The sequence below is a fragment of the Enterobacter sp. UPMP2061 genome (assembly GCF_053709615.1).
On the sequence record NZ_JBSKJP010000011.1, the window covers coordinates 89,076 to 105,090 of the forward strand.

The window sequence follows — 16,015 nt, forward strand, 5'->3', positions numbered from 1 at the left end:
CTTTCTCAGTCGCACCAGTGGTTGACGCTGTTACCCGTCGCCAGATAAATGCTCTTTTGTTGCATCCAGGCTTTCAGCCCCTGAATACCCTTCTCGCGGCCCAGACCGCTCTCTTTAAAGCCCCCGAACGGGGTCGAAATCGCAAAAACCTTGTAGGTGTTGATCCACACCGTGCCTGCCTCCAGCTGCTCGCTGAGACGCAGGGCGCGACCGGTATCGCGCGTCCAGATCCCCGCCGCCAGGCCGTAAACCGAGTCGTTCGCCTCGCGGATAAGTGTGGCTTCATCGGCAAACGGCATCGCCACCAGCACCGGGCCGAAGATCTCTTCCTGACAGGCGCGGGCGCTGTTGCTCAGCCCTTCGATAATCGTGGGCTGGAAAAAGCTGCCGTTTGCCAGAGCGGGATCGGCGGGGATCTCGCCGCCGCACAGCACGCGGCCCCCTTCACGCTTCGCCAGTTCGACGTACTCGATCACGCTCTGGCGATGTTTTTCGCCGATCAGCGGTCCGACATGCACGCCGTCGGTAAACGGGTGTCCGACGCGCAGCCCGCGAGTTAATTCCAGCAGCCTCGCCATCAGCGGGGCGTAAATGCTCTCGTGGATAAACAGCCGCGATCCGGCGATACACGCCTGCCCCGCCGAGCTGAAAATGCCATAGCAGATCCCGCGCGCGGCCTGTTCGATATCAGCATCCTCCAGCACGATGGTCGGCGATTTGCCGCCCAGCTCCAGCGAGGCCGGGATCAGTTTTTCCGCCGCCACGTGCGCCAGATGGCGGCCCGTGGTGGTTCCACCGGTAAAGGAGATTTTGCGCACGCGAGGATGGCGCGCCAGCGCATCGCCAATCACCGAGCCTTTGCCCGGCAGCACGCTCAGCAGCCCGGCGGGCAGCCCGGCCTGTTCAAAAATCCGCGCCAGCTTCAGCGCCATCAGCGGCGTGGCTTCGGCCGGCTTGAGGATCACCGCGTTTCCGGCGGCAATCGCCGGTGCGACCTTCTGCATTTCGCTGGCAATCGGCGAGTTCCACGGCGTGATGGCCGCCACCACGCCAAGGGGCTCGTAGCGGCTCAGCGTCAGCAGATCCGGCTGGCGCGGCGTGGGCAGTTCCCCTTCCAGCAGCTCGCAGGCGGCGGCAAAGTAGCGCGCCGTTCCCGCCGCGCTCAACACCAGCCCGCGCGCTTCCGCCAGCGGCTTGCCGTTATCGCGGCTCTGCATCTGCGCCAGCGCGTCGACGCGGGATTCAATGAGATCGGCAACCTTATGCAGGATCTTCGCGCGCATATGCGGCAGGCTGTTACGCCAGGCGGGATCGCGCCAGGCGCGCTCTCCGGCGGCTACCGCCTCCTCCAGGTCATCCAGACTGGCGGCATTCAGCGTCGCGTTGATCGACCTGTCTGCCGGGAAGTGGCTCTGCATCGGGTTGCCGCCGCCGTGTCGCCACTGGCCGCCGATAAAAATCTTCAGATCGTCCATCGTCACTCCTCAGCTCAGGGCCAGCTCGCGGCAGGCGCGCACCGCGCTCAGTGCCGCCAGGGTGGAGGTTTTAGGATTAGAAGCCAGCGGCAGTCCGCTCAGCTCCAGATGAAACTCGCCGAACAATCCTTCCACGTGGAGCGTGTGGGTATTGCGTTTCGTTGCCGGGTCAACCATCAGCTGCACGCGGGTGTCGTCCATCCCGACGCCGCCGAGCGCCACGGTCGCCGCCACGTTGGCGTTCGCCGGGAACAGGCGCGCCGCCTCGCGGGCGCTGCCCTCGAAGAAAACCTTTGCCTCTGACACCGCATTCAGATCGATAAGCTGCTCGGCATAGCTGCCGCGCCAGCTGGCCGGGCTTTTGCGCGACTGATAGGTGACGCGCTCAAGGCCGCCCTCTTTCGCCGCCGCCAGCCCGTCGATACCGGCCACCGCACCGGAAAGCAGGGTCAGTTTTCCGCCCGCAGCGAGCAGACGCTGCTCCAGCGCGCTGTCCGCCAGCGCGCCGGTGGAAATGACGGCCAGATGCCAGCCGCGACGCAGGATCTCTTCCCCGTACTGGGCCACCGCCTGCTGGCTGGCGCATTCCAGCACCAGATCCGGCGTTTGTGCGCACGCCATCGGCGACGTCAGCGCCTCGACCGCATTGCCAAACTGGTCGTGAATGGCGGCATGGTGAGACGCGCGCGCCACGATCCAGCCGATAGCCACGCCGGCGGGCAGGCGCTCAATCACCGCCTGCGCCATGGCGCCAAAACCAATCAACATTACCTTTTTCATGATGTGTCCTTACAGATGGCGGCAGAAGCCGCCGGAAACGTCCAGCGCCGCGCCGGTGGTAAACGAGGCCAGCGGCGAAGCGAGGAACAGCAGCGCCTGCGCGGGCTCCTGCGGCTTGCCGAGGCGCGCCATTGGAATGCCGCGCTTGCGCGCGATATCCGCCGTCCATTCCGGCCAGCTCAGGCTTTTGTCCGCCCGGTTTTCAAAGCGGCGCTGCCACTGGCCGGATTCCACCATGCCGAGCAGAATGGAATTGACGCGAATGCCTTTGCCCACCAGCTCTTTCGACAGCGTCAGCGTCATGTTCAGCAGCGCGGCACGAGCGGCGGAGGTGGCGATCATGTGCTCCTCCGGCTGTAGCGCCAGCAGGGAGTTCACGCAGGTAACAGAGGCAATGTCTGACTGCTCCAGCAGAGGCTGAAACGCCTGCACCGGGTTAATCACCCCGAACAGTTTGAGTTCGGCTTCGTGCAGCCACGCCTCGCGCGGGGTGTCATGGAAGTGCGCCACGTAGCCCTGCCCGGCGTTGTTGATCAGCATATCCGCCGCGCCAAAGCGCGCCTGCACCGCATCCGCGAAGGCCTGAACTTCGTCGGCGTTCAGCACGTCGCAGCGGTAAGCGAAAATCTCCCCGTGAGGAAATTCGTTTTGCAGCGTCGCATGGGCGCTGGCGAGCCGGTCCGGGTCACGGCCGCAGAAGGCGACTTTCGCCCCTTCACCCAGCAGCAGGCGCAGCGTTTCAAAGCCAATGCCGGAAGAACCGCCGGTAACGACCGCTACGCGCCCGTCAATTTGTGCATTCATCGCGCACCTCTTCGTTAATGCGTAAAAGCTGTTGGTTGAAAAACGCGTCGTTATCGAGATAGCTGGCGTGCCCGGCCTGCGGAATGGCGATAAACGGCATGCCGTAGCGCAGCGCCAGACCCTGAACCAGTTCCGGCTGGGTGATGGCATCCTGCTCGCCGCACCAGACTTCAAACGTGCCGGAATAGCGTTTAAGCCAGCCGTGAATGTCGTCATGTGCCAGCATCCACGCGGCAGCGAGATAGCCTTCCGGGCGCAGCGCCCGCATGCCCGACGCGACGGTGGCGATATCTTCCGCGCGCGCGCCGGGGCGCAGCAGCTTCGCGGCGCGGGTCTGGGCGAGGATGTCGCCCCCCAGCGCCATCTGCCGCTCGCGGTTACGCCAGACCTGCTCCCGCTGCTCCGGCGCGGCATTGCCGTACCCCTGCGCGGCGTCGGCCAGCACCAGATGGATGACGCGCTCAGGGAACTTCGCGGCAAAGGCGCTGGCCACCAGCGCCCCCAGGGAATGGCCGACCAGCACTGCCTGCCAGACACCGGCGCGATCCAGCATCGCCGCCAGCGCGTCGGCGTAATCCCCCGCGTTCGCCCGCGCTACGGCCAGCATCGGGCTTTCGCCGTAACCGGGCATGTCCCACGCCAGCACGCGAAAACCGTTCAGCGCCATCTGCTTGTGCCAGGAGGCGGCGCCGGAGCTGATCCCGTGCAGCAGCATCAGCGGAATACCGCTTCCCTGTTCACGAAAACCCGTCATCATGCCCCCTTAGTTCCGCTTCACTTTGGAAAGCGGATGGTCGGACGGATAGGTCGGGATTTCCGGCTTGTTGGTCCCCAGCATGACGCACATCAGCGCTTCTTCTTCGCCGTGGTTAAACAGGCCGCGATAGATGCCCGGCGGAACGGAGATCAGATCACGCTCGCGCAGCACGGTTTCGGTGTAGTTGTCGCCGTCCTGGATCATCAGCGTGATTTGCCCTTTAAGCATGAAGAACACCTCTTCCACGTCGTCGTGCAGGTGCAGCGGCCCTTCGCACTTCGACGGCAGCACCATGGTGGAGAAGGTAAAATGGTCCGCCTGCACGGTGTTGGTGTCGTTCGCGACGCCCGTTGCGCCGGTGCCGATGTAGCGCATCTGCGCCCGGCGGTATTTCGGGTCAAAATCGGCCTGGAACTTCAGCGCGTTCCAGTCGTATTTACGGCCTTCGAAGCGCGCGATGCGCGACTCGACCCACTCTTCCATCGTCAGATGGTCAGGTTTGATGCCTGTTGTGTTGGTTACGGTTGAATCAGTCATGACACTCTCCTCAGTAACGTCTCAGCAGCGGCAGTAACAGGACGCAGCCCACCGCCGCCATCACCGCCAGAAAAATCAGCCCGGAATCCATGCTGTGGGTGAAGGCGATAAGCGCACCCATCACCGCCGGCGACAGCGCGCCCGCAAAGTTTCCCAGCCCGTTGAAGATACCGCCCGCCGTGGCGCTCACCCGGGGATGGGTGGCCTTCGCCAGCAGGGCGAAAATGTTGGGTGCGCCGGTGCCCCACATAAAGGTGCTGAAGCTCATCGCCGCGATGACGGCCAGCGGGGTATCAAGGTGCATCACCGCCGCCAGCCCGACGGCCGCCCCCGCCATGGAGATAAAGCATGCCGCCGCGCGCTTATCGACCCTGTCCGAGAGCCACGCGCCAATCACTTCCCCTGCCAGCATGGCGATGAACGGCATCGACGACAGCCAGCCCGCGTGCTCCAGATGAATGCCTTTGCCTTTGATCAGGTAGCCCGGCAGCCAGCCGTTGATGCCCCACAGATAGGTCAGGAAAGCGATGTTAAAGATGCAGATGATCCAGAAGTGCGGGCTGACGAACAGCTCACGCCGCGCCGCGCGCCGCTCGTCCCGGGACGCCTGCGAGGTGCCGGGTTTTGCCTCCAGGCGGATCCCGCGCAGACCAATGCGCACAAAGATAAGCACCGGCACGGTAAGCATGGCCATCACAAAGAAAGTGCTCTGCCAGCCAAAGGTGTTCAGCAGCCAGAGGGAGAGCGGGAAACCAATCGCCGCGCCCACCGGGGTACCCAGCAGCCACAGCATGGTGGCGCGTGCCTGTAAATGCTGCGGGAAGTTGTGACGTACGATGGCAAAGGCCAGCGGGAACAGCGGTCCTTCCGCCACGCCCAGCAGAATACGCAGGACGATCATCAGCGTGTAGTTATGGGTAAAGCCCATCGCCACCATCAGCACGCACCACACCGCCATCATCCCGGTGAGCAGGCGCAGCGGCGCGATTTTGTCGCCTAAACCGCTTAAAAACACCGATGAGAAGCCATAGCTCAGCAGGAAAGCGCTCATCAAAATGCCGAGACGCGTGGTGTCGAAATCAATGCCCATCGCCTGCTGGAAATGGGTATCCGAAAAGAGCGCCGCGATGCTGATTTTGTCGAAAAACGCCAGCAGCACGCAGGCCAGCAGCGACAGCGGGATGGCCCAGCGCACCGCTTTTTCGGGCGTGCGGGTCCCCTCACCGCTCGCCTCAACCGGTGCGGTGTTAGTCTCTAGTGTGGTCATCTCTCCCCCTACGGGTGCGGGTTAGCTATCGCAGTGACATCAGTGAAAAGGTCGGGTCGGCGAGCGGCACGTCGGACAGATCCCGCCCCGCCGCCATCCAGCGCTTCGCCAGCTTGACGGTACGCGCATCGTCGAACGCCACCAGCTGCGTCAGCCTCCCGTTGTCGTCCAGCGAGAAGTACAGCGCCTCTTCACGCACGACCGTTCTGCTGCCTGGCTGCGGAATACCGAGGATCTGAATATTGTGCTGATATTGATCCGACCACAGCCACGGCGCGTCGTCGTAACCTGGCGCATCGGGGTTGAGCATCGATTTCGCCGTCGCCGCAGCCTGATTCTGGGCGAAGGCCCAGGACTGGATGCACAGCCCGTAGTGATGGTGCTGGGCGACATCTCCTGCGGCAAAGATGAACGGATCCGACGTGCGTCCCTGGGCATCAACCACGATCCCGCGCCCGGTTTTCAGCCCCGCATCGCGCGCCAGCTCCAGATTGAGATCGACGCCGATCCCGACCACGACCGCATCAAAGGTTTCACGCTGGCCGTCGCAGTGGATGACCGGCAGGCCGCCGTCGTCCTCCAGCTCCAGCGCACCGCAGCCGGTACGGATCTCCACCCCCTGCTCGCGGTGAAGGGCCTCTAAGCGCTGCGATACCTCGCCGCTCACCGAGCGCATGCACAGGGCAGGCTGCTGCTCGAACAGGGTGACCGTCACGCCGCTTTTCCGCGCCGAGGCAGCAATCTCCAGTCCGATCCAGCCGCCGCCGACGATCGCCAGTTTTTTACTTTCCGCCAGACGCGCCTTCAGGCGCTGCGCGTCCTGCCAGTAGCGCAGGGTATAGACCTGCGGATGGCTGGCCCACGCCTGCGAAGGCAGGCGCGCCCGACCGCCGGTAGCGATTAAAAGGATGTTGTAACTAAGCTGCTCGCCGTTGCTGAGAACGACTTTTTTCTCATCGCGATCGACAGATTCAGCGCGTAGCGGCCGGTACCAGGCCAGGTTCAGCGCCTGCTGCGTCTCGTCGCTAAACAGCCTTGGAAGCGCTGCGTCCGGCTCCAGCAAAGACGCTTTCGACAGCGGCGGGCGCTCGTAGAAATCCCATTCCTCTTCCGCCACCACGCAAATTTCGCCGTCGAAGCCCTCATCGCGCAGGGTTTTCGCTGCCCAGCCGCCCGCCTGACCGCCGCCGATAATGACAATGCGCGACGTCATACCGCCTCCGGCTTTTTCTGCTGGCGGCGCGTGTCGTGGTCAATCCCGCCTTCCACCGCCCACTCGGTAAAGGAGACCAGCGAATGCTCCAGCTCGCGCGGCTGCCAGTTTTCCGTCAGGTAATCATCGTTGGTGTAATACTCAAACGCCCCGCCGGTCGGGCTGTTGACGTACCAGAAGTACGCCGACGACACCGGATGACGGCCCGGCCCGATAAAGGTGCTCCAGTCATGTTTATTCATCGCGATACCGCCGCCGATCACCTCGTGGATGTCGCGCACGGTGAAGGCCACGTGGTTGAGGCCGCGCTTGCGGTTCGGCAGTTGCAGCAGGAACAGGTTGTGATGGCCGCCGCGCACGCCGCAGCGCAGGAACACGGCGCGGTTGATATAGCGGTCCGAGACCTGGAAGCCGAGCACCTCGCGGTAGAATTTCTCCACTGCCGCCAGCTCTTCCACGAAGAACACCACATGCCCCACGTTGATCGGCTGGGCGCGATCGTAAACCGGGCTGGGGGTGTCGATACGGCGGGCATCGCCCCACTGGTTAATCGGCTCGACGTTCAGCTCCACGTCAGTTTGCTGGGTCACCTGCACGCGCAGCGTCATGCCGTTCGGGTCCAGGCACTCCAGCGCGTCGCCCACTTCACGAAAACCTGGCTGTTGCGCCAGCTTCGGGCGCAGCGCGTCCAGATCAGACTGGCTGGCAACCGCCCAGGTCATGCGGCGCAGGGTGTTGCCCGCTTCAAACGCGGGCGGCAGGTCGGGGCTGTCGATCGGGTTAAGCTCCACGCGCGCGCCGCTCAGGGTGGTGAAACGCTGGCCGCTGGCATCGCCCGTCAGGCCAAAATCACGCATAAATTTGGCGCAGTGCGTCAGGTCTTCCACACCAAATTCCAGCTTTTCAATTCCGGTTACACTCATCGTTCGTTGCCTCATCTGGCCCAGATTGGGCGTAAAACATGCCCGACGCAGTCAAGCGCCTGACGTTAACTCACTGATTTAACTGGCCTGTGACAAATACCCTAAGAAGCCAGAAATTTTATCCGCCGCGAGGCGAACCTCGTTTTGCAGGCGCTCGCGGTCGCTCTGCGGGATCTCCTCCGACGGCACCAGAATGCTGACCACCGCCGCCACGCGGCCGCTTCGGTCATACACCGGGTAGACGATGGAAGAGATGCCGTGGCGGAAGAATGATTCGCCGATGACATACCCGCGGGCTTTGTCCTGCTGCACCATCTGCCACAGGGCTTCGCGGTCGTGAAGCTGCCCCGGCGTGTTGCCCGGCAGACGCTCATGCGGGAACAGCTGTTCGAAATCAGCGCGGGAAATATCGGTCAACAGCATGCGGCCCAGCGAGGTGCAGTGCACCGGCAGGCGGGTACCAATGCTGACCTGGTTGATGCGCGACCCGGCGGCGCTGACGCGGGCGATGTAGATAATGTCGCGCCCGTCGCGGATCGCCAGATGGCTGCTGCACTGGCTCACGTCGCGCAGTTGCTCGATCACCGGCTGGCCGACCTGCGCCACGTCCAGCGAGGCGATGTACTCAAAGCCAAGACGCAGCACGTTCATGCCCAGCGAAAAGGTATTGGTGCGCGTGTTGCGCTCCAGAAATCCCATGTACTCCAGCGTCTGTACCACGCGATAGGCGGTGGCCTTCGGCATATCCACCAGCCGGTGCAGTTCGGCAAAGGTCAGATCGCGATGCTGCTCGCCAAAGGCCAACAGCAGCTGTAAACCGCGCTCCAGCCCCGGCACCAGATACTTCACTTCCTGATCGTTTGCCATCATCGCCCTACCTTAGTTAAAGACAAAACCGCCGTTGACCGGGATCAGCTGTCCGGTGATAAACCTCGACAGATCGCTTAACAGCCAGACCACGCTGCCGGTGACATCTTCCGGCTGCTGCGCGCCGGTTAACGCGCGTCCGTTTTCGTAGAGCTGATGCCGTTCAGCGGGGACATATTCCGTCGCCTCGACGCGGGTTAGCCCCGGTGCGATGGCGTTGATCCGGATACGTTTTTCCCCCAGTTCGCGCGCCATTGAACGGGTCATGGCAATCACGGCCCCCTTGCTGGCAACGTAGGCCATCAGGCGCGGCGCGCCCCACAGCGCGGTGTCGGACGCCACGTTCACAATGCCTGCCCCTTCGCGCAGCAGCGGCACGGCGGCGCGCGTCACCAGCCAGGTGCCTTTCACGTTGACGCTCATCACCCGATCCCAGAGATCCGGATCGTAATCAAGCATGTTTTTGCCGCCCACGCCCGTCGCCATCGCCGCGTTGTTCACCAGGCCGTCAATCTGCCCTTGCTCGCCAATGGCGCTGAACACCTGGTCGATAGAGTGCTGATCGGCCAGATCGATAACGTGCGATTCGATCGCATAGCCCTGCTCGCGCAGCCGGTGGGCACTCTCGGCCAGCTCGCCTTTGAGGATGTCGCACATCACCACCGCCGCGCCCTGCTCCGCGCAGGCCTGGGCAAAGTGGTAGCCCAGCCCGCGCGCGGCGCCGGTCACCACGATGCGCTTGCCGCTCAGCAGCCCATTCATCAGGCGGCTCCCTGCTGTGCTTCACGCATCGCCAGCTGCTCTTTGGCGGCCTTTTGCATCATGCGGCGCAGGCGCGAGAGGCCAACGTCATGCTGATACAGGTACTCATGGTCGCGGGCGTTTGGCGCCAGGCTTTCCAGCACCACACGGTCCTGCTCCAGCACTTCCCAGTGCAGTTTTTCCAGCCGGTTGCGGTACATGAAGCGCCACATATCGCGCTGCCAGCCCTGTACGCGGCGGATGCGCCAGAAGAAGACGCGGCAGTTGTCGTTATCTTCCGGCACCACCATGCCGACGATAAAGAAGTGGCCGCCCGGTCCGAAGCGCTTCTTGTACGGAATGGAGAGGCGCATCCAGCAGGTGCCACTGTTGCCCAGCTCCACCCAGTCAAAATTGACGCCGCTCTGCCCTTTCTTCTCGAAAATAAAACCGGTTTTGGTCGGCTGGAGCACCATGTCGGCCTTGCGGTCCCCTTCCGCCATCGAGTGCGACGAGGAGTGCAGATAGGTGCCGTGCATCGGGTCCATCACGTTTTCCAGCGCGTACTGGTAATTGCATTTCCACGCGGCGGTGCAGAGGAAGTTGCTGAAGTTTTCCGTGTCGGCGAGTTCATCCGGGAAGGTCAGTTCGTCCGGCTGCTGGTCCGCGGTGACGCCAAACCACAGGAAGATGGCGCCGTGCGCCTCCTGCACGTTATAGCTGCGCACGCACTGCTGGCCGACCAGCGGACATTTATCCACGGCGGGCACGTCTTTCACCTCGCCGTTGCCCGCCACCTCTACGCCGTGATACCAGCAGGCAATGCGGTCCCCGAGGTTCCAGCCCATCGACAGGCGCGCACCGCGATGCGGACAGCGGTCCTCCAGCGCCTGAACCTGTCCATCTTTATTGCGCCAGACCACAATCTGCTCGCCCAGGCGGGTGATGCCCACCGGCGCAGACTGCACTTCCCAGCTCGCCAGCACCGGATACCAGAGGCCGCGCAGGCCTTTATCAAGATAGTTTTGTACGGTCGTCGTCATCGCGTTGCCCTCAGTAGCCGTTAACCTGTAAGAATGCCTGGAAGCTGGCGTCGCTCCACGGCTCGCCCTGCTGGTCGTGCATACGCACCGCGTTCAGCCCGCTTACCAGCTCCGGCAAGGTTTCAACGCCCTGCTCGAAGAGATCTTCCAGCGTCGCAATCAGCTTCACTTCCCAGCTTTCCGGCTCGCGGCTGCGGGTCTGCCAGATCAGGTTCTGGTACTCGCCCGGCTTGTGAATGGCGCCATTACCGCCCTCTGCCGGCGGGGTAAACTGGCGGCTTTCCGGCAGCGCCGGGTTGTAGTTCAGCGTGTCACTCATGCCACGGTCTCCTCAACGAAGGTAATCTGAATCTGGTTTTCAAAGACCCGAACCGGGTATCGGTTGAGGTTGCGTCCTCCGGGGCCGTGCAGACACTGGCCGGTTTTGACGTCGAACACCGCCTCATGCAGCGGGCATTCCACCTTGCCGTCTTCCACGAAGCCCTGACTCAGCAGGGCATAGGCGTGCGGGCATACGTCCTCCAGCGCGTAATATTCACCGTCGATCAGGTAAACGCCGATCTCTTTACCGTCGACGTTGCCGCTAAAAGGGAAATCTTCCTGTACTTGCTCTGCGTCACATACGCCTATCCAGCTCATCACGATCCTCCAGGCTTTTGTTTCATATATGAAACTCTGTTTCTTATTTAATACGGTCAATATAAAAGCGATGAATGTTTCGTCAAGCGACAATGTGACGAATTTGTTAATCAAACAGGTATTAATTAACTAAGTGTGCAAAGGATCACGAAAAAATGCAGCGATATGAAATTTTCATTATCGCGGCGTGATAAATACGATTTATTAATGCCCTCGACATTTCAATAAAAGATATTGACTTCTTTTCTTTTTGTTCCTTAAAAATAAAGTAACGTCACATCTTCGGCGTTTCACCTGTGAAACAAAAAATTTATTTACTCTTAATAAACAATGAGTTTCACCAGTGAACCATTTTAGATCCGTGACAATCACTTTGATAAAAATATAAATAGATGAAAACGTAAGGCGGGCATGATGACGGCAAGATGGCAAGGTACAATTGCACTGTTATTACTCATTATTATTTCCTACGTCGATCGGGTAAATATCTCGGTAATGATTTTAAACCCGGAATTTGCCGAACATTTTCAGCTAAATGAAAACAGAATGTTACAGGGAATGCTCATGACCTGCTTTCTGCTGGGTTATGGTTTTTCGGCTTTATTATTAACGCCGGTTATCGAAAGCAAACTCCATTACCGTCAGGGATTATTAAGCAGCATTGCGATTTGGGCCGCGGTCTGCGCAATTTCTCCGCTGCTGGGTTCGCTAATGGGCATGCTTATCGCCCGCGTGATTTTGGGTGTTGCCGAAGGGCCGCTCTTTTCGCTGAAGACGCGCTTTATCAGCGATAACTTTAGTGCGCAAGAGATCGGCAAACCCAACGCCGTCACCGCGCTGGGCGTCTCGCTCGGGCTGGCCGTGGGCTTTCCGCTGGTCACCTGGCTGATGGCGCATCTGGGCTGGGCCGGGTCGTTTTACGCGCTGGCGGTGATGAATCTGGTGTTGGGCGGCGGGCTCATCTGGCGTTTTCTGCCCGCGCCACACAGCCCAGTGAAGATGAAAAAACCGGGGTTTGTTCACACCTTCACGCTGGCCTGGCAGACGCCGCTGCTGGGCTGGATCCTGCTGGTTGAAATCGCCACGCTGAGCTATCTGTGGGGCAGCAGCGCGTGGCTGCCCGCATGGCTGCGTGACGAGCACCACTTCTCGCTGCATGCCACGGGCATGCTTGCGGCGGTCCCCTTCCTGCTGAGCCTGGGGTCAAAGTTTCTGGGCGGCGTGCTGCTCGACAAAATGCGTCCGGAACAGGCACCGGTGCTGTTTGTGGTGGGCGGGGCGATGACGGCGCTGTCCGTGGTCGCGCTGATGCTCAGCCATCAGCCTGCCTGGCTGGCGCTGTTTATGCTTTCGGCTAACGTCTTCTGGGGGCTACAGGGAGCGGCTATTCCGGCGGTGATCCAGCATCACGCCGCGCGGGAAGCGGTGGGCAGCGCTTACGGCATAATCAATGGGATCGGCAATATCTGCGCGGCGTTTATTCCGCTGCTGATGGGGATGGTGATGAGATCGGTGGGGTCGGTCAGTTCAGGCTTTTCGGTGCTGGTCGTCTCGCAGGTTGTCACCCTGCTTGCCGGGGGAATGTTGCTGCTGCGCATGCGGCGCGCAGCAGCAATCAGCGCGTAAGGCTTATTCGCCTTTTTTCGCCGCCTGGATGTAGAGCATTTCCAGCGCCAGGGTCGCCGCGGCCAGCGCGGTGATCTCGGACTGGTCATAGGCCGGAGCTACTTCCACCACGTCCATCCCGACGATGTTCAGATCCTTCAGGCCACGCACCAGCTTGATGGCGCGGTCTGACGTCAGGCCGCCGATCACCGGCGTACCGGTACCCGGTGCGAATGCCGGATCCAGGCAGTCGATGTCGAAGGTCAGGTAGACAGGCATATCGCCGACGATCTGCTTAACCTGAGCCAGAATATCGTCCACGCCGCGATCGTTCACCTGGCCCGCGTCGAGTACGGTGAAGCCGTTGTCTTTGTCGAACTCGGTGCGGATGCCGATCTGCACGGAGTGGTTCGGATCGATCAGGCCTTCTTTCGGCGCGGTATAGAACATGGTGCCATGGTCGAACTCGCAGCCGTTCGCGTAGGTGTCGGTGTGCGCATCGAAGTGCACCAGCGCCATTTTACCGAAGTGCTTCGCGTGGGCGCGCAGCAGCGGCAGGGTCACGAAGTGGTCACCGCCGAAGGAGAGCATACGTTTACCGGCCGCCAGCAGCTTCTCGGCGTGCGCCTGCAATTTTTCGCTCATTTCACGCGCGTCACCGAAGGCGTACACCAGATCGCCGCAGTCCACCACGTTCAGGCGCTCGCGCATGTCGAAGTTCCACGGGAAGCGGTTGTGCTCCCAGGCCAGGTTAGTGGAAACCTGACGGATCGCCGCCGGGCCATGACGTCCACCCGCACGACCGGACGTTGCCATGTCGAACGGTACGCCGGTGATCACCCAGTCAGCATCGCTGTCGTACGGCTGGAAGTTCATCGGAAGGCGTAAAAAACCAAACGCGTTAGATACCAGAGAGTTATCGTACTGATGACCTAAAGTGCTCATGTCCTGACCTCTTATAAAGTCGATACATTAAAAACAGATGAAAAAAAATCCCCTCCGCGTCGTTAAACCCGACGAGGAAGGGATTGATTCGTAAATCGCATATTGGGGCGAATTATCGCCGTTAATTCATACGGGTTCAAGTGAGTATAGCATTCTGCCGGATGACGGCTTCGCCTTCTCCGGCCTACATTCGTAGGCCCGGTAAGCGCAGCGCCACCGGGCATCGGCGGCACAGCGGCCTGATGCCCTCACCCCGCCCCTCTCCCACAGGGAGAGGGAGGTTTTCTTACTCGTCTTCCAGATACGTATACCCGTACAGACCCGCTTCAAACTCTTCCAGGAACTGCTGCTGCAAGGCATCGTCCAGACCGGTGTTTTTCACCTGATCGCGGAACTGGGTGAGCAGTTTTTTCGGATCCAGCTGAACGTATTCGAGCATGTCCGCCACAGTGTCCCCTTCGTCGGACAGCTCAACCTCCACGCTGCCGTCAGGGAAGACAAACACGTCAACCGCTTCGGTATCACCGAACAGGTTGTGCATGTTGCCGAGGATCTCCTGATACGCACCCACCATAAAGAAGCCCAGCATTGGCGGGTTCTCCGGATCGTACTCCGGCATTGGCATAGTGGTCGCGATACCGTCGCCGTCGACGTAGTGGTCAATTGCGCCGTCGGAGTCACAGGTGATGTCCAGCAGCACGGCGCGGCGTTCCGGGGCGTGGTTCAGCCCTTCCAGCGGCAGAACCGGGAACAGCTGGTCGATACCCCAGGCATCCGGCATCGACTGGAACAGGGAGAAGTTGACGTACATTTTGTCCGCCATACGCTCCTGCAACTCGTCGATAATTGGACGGTGCGCGCGGTTGCTCGGGTCGAGCTGTTTCTGCACTTCGTGGCACATATTCAGGTAGAGCTGCTCGGCCCACGCGCGCTCTTGCAGGCTGAAGGTGCCTGACGAGTAGCCGACGTGAATATCGTGCAGGTCCATCTGGCTGTCGTGCAGCCATTCGCGCAGGGAACGACGCGTGCCCGGCTCGTGCATCTCCTGCCAGGTTTCCCACATGCTTTGCAGGGAACGTGGAGCATCGTCTGCCGGAGGCGTGGCTTCGGTGATTTCGCTACGCTCAACGCCGATGATGTTAGAGACCAGCACCGTATGGTGCGCGGTGACCGCGCGGCCGGATTCGGTGATCACCGTCGGGTGCGGCAGGCCGTGCTCTTCGCAGGCATCGCCAATCGCCCAGATGATGTTGTTGGCATATTCGTTCAGGCCATAGTTTACCGAGCAGTCAGACTGCGAGCGGGTCCCTTCGTAGTCCACGCCCAGGCCGCCGCCCACGTCAAAGCACTGAATATTCACGCCGAGCTTATGCAGCTCAACGTAGAAACGCGCGGATTCACGCACCCCAGTGGCGATGTCGCGAATATTGGCCATCTGCGAACCGAGGTGGAAGTGCAGCAGCTGAATGCTGTCCAGACGACCGCGCTCGCGCAGAATTTCCACCAGCTGAAGCACCTGGTTCGCCGCGAGGCCGAACTTGGATTTTTCACCGCCGGAAGACTGCCATTTACCGGAACCCTGCGACGCCAGTCGCGCACGCACGCCAAGGCGTGGGATCACGTTCAGACGCTCGGCCTCTTCCAGCACGATCGCGATTTCGGTCATCTTCTCGATCACCAGATAGACCTTGTGGCCCATCTTCTCGCCAATCAGCGCCAGACGAATGTATTCGCGGTCTTTATAGCCGTTACAGACGATCACCGACCGGGTCATGCCCGCGTGCGCCAGAACCGCCATCAGTTCCGCTTTAGAGCCTGCTTCCAGGCCCAGCGGCTCGCCGGAGTGGATCAGGGACTCAATCACGCGACGGTGCTGATTGACCTTGATCGGGTAAACGAGGAAATAGTCGCCGTTATAACCATACGATTCCCGCGCGCGTTTGAACGCGGCATTAATAGAACGCAGGCGATGTTGCAGGATCTGCGGGAAGCAGAACAGTGCAGGCAAGCGCTGACCCTGCGCTTCACGGGTTTTCACCAGTTTAGCGAGATCCACGCGCGCTTCCGGGACGTCCGGATCCGGGCAGACACTGATGTGGCCCAGCTCGTTAACGTCGTAGTAGTTATTGCCCCACCAGGCAATATTGTAAGTGCGCAGCATCTTGCTGGCTTCCTGGGAGCTCATCGCAACCTCCTGCATAGAACGTAGTACACCCTGTTCGCCTGCTGACGAAGGCGAAAGCGAAGACATGTCGTCAGACATAGCGAACCTCAACTCTTTGTATTAAGTGTAAAACAGTTGACTACTATCGCAGCGTTATACGGCGATAACAACCCATTAACGGCTCCATTTCCCAGCAGAGTATGCTGAAATCCAGACCGTGCGACCGGTTTCTTATTCATATCATTGTAAAACACG

The 16,015-nt window shown here is 60.8% G+C and carries 17 protein-coding genes; 1 reads left to right on the plus strand and 16 read right to left on the minus strand.

The features are described 5' to 3' along the window. Positions 1-5 precede the first annotated feature (5 nt). The 13 genes from ACWKXX_RS18310 to ACWKXX_RS18370 all read right to left on the minus strand — a co-directional run bounded on the left by ACWKXX_RS18310 (position 6) and on the right by ACWKXX_RS18370 (position 11,046). Positions 6-1,475: an aldehyde dehydrogenase gene (locus ACWKXX_RS18310; RefSeq protein WP_261666015.1), complete on the minus strand. Its 1,470-nt coding sequence runs from the start codon at positions 1,473-1,475 to the stop codon at positions 6-8. Between the two features lie 9 nt (positions 1,476-1,484). After that, complete coding sequence (locus ACWKXX_RS18315) at positions 1,485-2,255, minus strand: aspartate dehydrogenase (protein WP_015571821.1); 771 nt, start codon at positions 2,253-2,255, stop codon at positions 1,485-1,487. A gap of 9 nt (positions 2,256-2,264) precedes the next feature. Continuing rightward, on the minus strand, positions 2,265-3,059 hold the full coding sequence (locus ACWKXX_RS18320) for an SDR family oxidoreductase (protein WP_047734789.1): 795 nt from the start codon (positions 3,057-3,059) through the stop codon (positions 2,265-2,267). Further along, on the minus strand, positions 3,043-3,813 hold the full coding sequence (locus ACWKXX_RS18325) for an alpha/beta fold hydrolase (protein ID WP_261666499.1): 771 nt from the start codon (positions 3,811-3,813) through the stop codon (positions 3,043-3,045). Before ACWKXX_RS18325 ends, ACWKXX_RS18320 begins: the two co-directional genes overlap by 17 nt. A 9-nt stretch (positions 3,814-3,822) precedes the next feature. Next, a complete protein-coding gene (locus tag ACWKXX_RS18330) occupies positions 3,823-4,353 on the minus strand; it encodes a cupin domain-containing protein (RefSeq protein ID WP_015571824.1) in 531 nt (176 codons plus the stop codon). A 10-nt stretch (positions 4,354-4,363) separates the two neighbouring features. Then, the gene (locus ACWKXX_RS18335) at positions 4,364-5,620 is read right to left on the minus strand and encodes an MFS transporter (RefSeq protein ID WP_015571825.1); all 1,257 of its coding nucleotides are present in this window, start codon (positions 5,618-5,620) and stop codon (positions 4,364-4,366) included. Between the two features lie 25 nt (positions 5,621-5,645). Then, a complete protein-coding gene (locus tag ACWKXX_RS18340) occupies positions 5,646-6,833 on the minus strand; it encodes an NAD(P)/FAD-dependent oxidoreductase (RefSeq protein ID WP_261666013.1) in 1,188 nt (395 codons plus the stop codon). Continuing rightward, positions 6,830-7,756, minus strand: a complete 927-nt coding sequence (locus ACWKXX_RS18345) for a VOC family protein (RefSeq protein ID WP_015571827.1) — start codon at positions 7,754-7,756, stop codon at positions 6,830-6,832. The genes ACWKXX_RS18340 and ACWKXX_RS18345 overlap by 4 nt, the downstream gene beginning before the upstream one ends. Positions 7,757-7,834: 78 nt before the next feature. Beyond that, on the minus strand, positions 7,835-8,623 hold the full coding sequence (locus ACWKXX_RS18350) for an IclR family transcriptional regulator (RefSeq protein WP_003860053.1): 789 nt from the start codon (positions 8,621-8,623) through the stop codon (positions 7,835-7,837). A 12-nt stretch (positions 8,624-8,635) separates the two neighbouring features. Continuing rightward, entirely contained in the window at positions 8,636-9,385 is a 750-nt protein-coding gene (locus ACWKXX_RS18355; RefSeq protein WP_017382918.1) for an SDR family oxidoreductase, read from the minus strand. Further along, a complete protein-coding gene (locus tag ACWKXX_RS18360) occupies positions 9,385-10,407 on the minus strand; it encodes an aromatic ring-hydroxylating oxygenase subunit alpha (RefSeq protein ID WP_006811913.1) in 1,023 nt (340 codons plus the stop codon). Before ACWKXX_RS18360 ends, ACWKXX_RS18355 begins: the two co-directional genes overlap by 1 nt. A 10-nt stretch (positions 10,408-10,417) precedes the next feature. Beyond that, positions 10,418-10,726 (minus strand): recombinase-like helix-turn-helix domain-containing protein, encoded by a 309-nt coding sequence (locus ACWKXX_RS18365; protein WP_003860045.1) that lies wholly within the window; start codon positions 10,724-10,726, stop codon positions 10,418-10,420. Next, positions 10,723-11,046, minus strand: coding sequence for a Rieske (2Fe-2S) protein (locus ACWKXX_RS18370; protein WP_003860044.1), 324 nt, complete (start codon positions 11,044-11,046; stop codon positions 10,723-10,725). Before ACWKXX_RS18370 ends, ACWKXX_RS18365 begins: the two co-directional genes overlap by 4 nt. 414 nt (positions 11,047-11,460) lie before the next feature. On the opposite strand from ACWKXX_RS18370, the gene ACWKXX_RS18375 reads away from it, so the two are divergent. Then, the gene (locus ACWKXX_RS18375) at positions 11,461-12,672 is read left to right on the plus strand and encodes an MFS transporter (RefSeq protein WP_261666498.1); all 1,212 of its coding nucleotides are present in this window, start codon (positions 11,461-11,463) and stop codon (positions 12,670-12,672) included. Positions 12,673-12,675: 3 nt separating this feature from the next. Here ACWKXX_RS18375 and speB read toward each other — a convergent pair whose 3' ends face one another. The 3 genes from speB to yqgB form a co-directional block, all read right to left on the minus strand. Next, positions 12,676-13,596, minus strand: a complete 921-nt coding sequence (gene speB, locus ACWKXX_RS18380; RefSeq protein WP_017382921.1) for an agmatinase — start codon at positions 13,594-13,596, stop codon at positions 12,676-12,678. 286 nt (positions 13,597-13,882) lie between these two features. Further along, positions 13,883-15,859 carry a biosynthetic arginine decarboxylase gene (gene speA / locus ACWKXX_RS18385; protein ID WP_017382922.1) on the minus strand — a complete coding sequence of 659 codons (1,977 nt, stop codon included), beginning with the start codon at positions 15,857-15,859 and terminating at the stop codon, positions 13,883-13,885. Positions 15,860-15,867: 8 nt separating this feature from the next. Continuing rightward, positions 15,868-15,999, minus strand: coding sequence for an acid stress response protein YqgB (gene yqgB, locus ACWKXX_RS18390; protein WP_057979949.1), 132 nt, complete (start codon positions 15,997-15,999; stop codon positions 15,868-15,870). Positions 16,000-16,015: the final 16 nt, after the last annotated feature.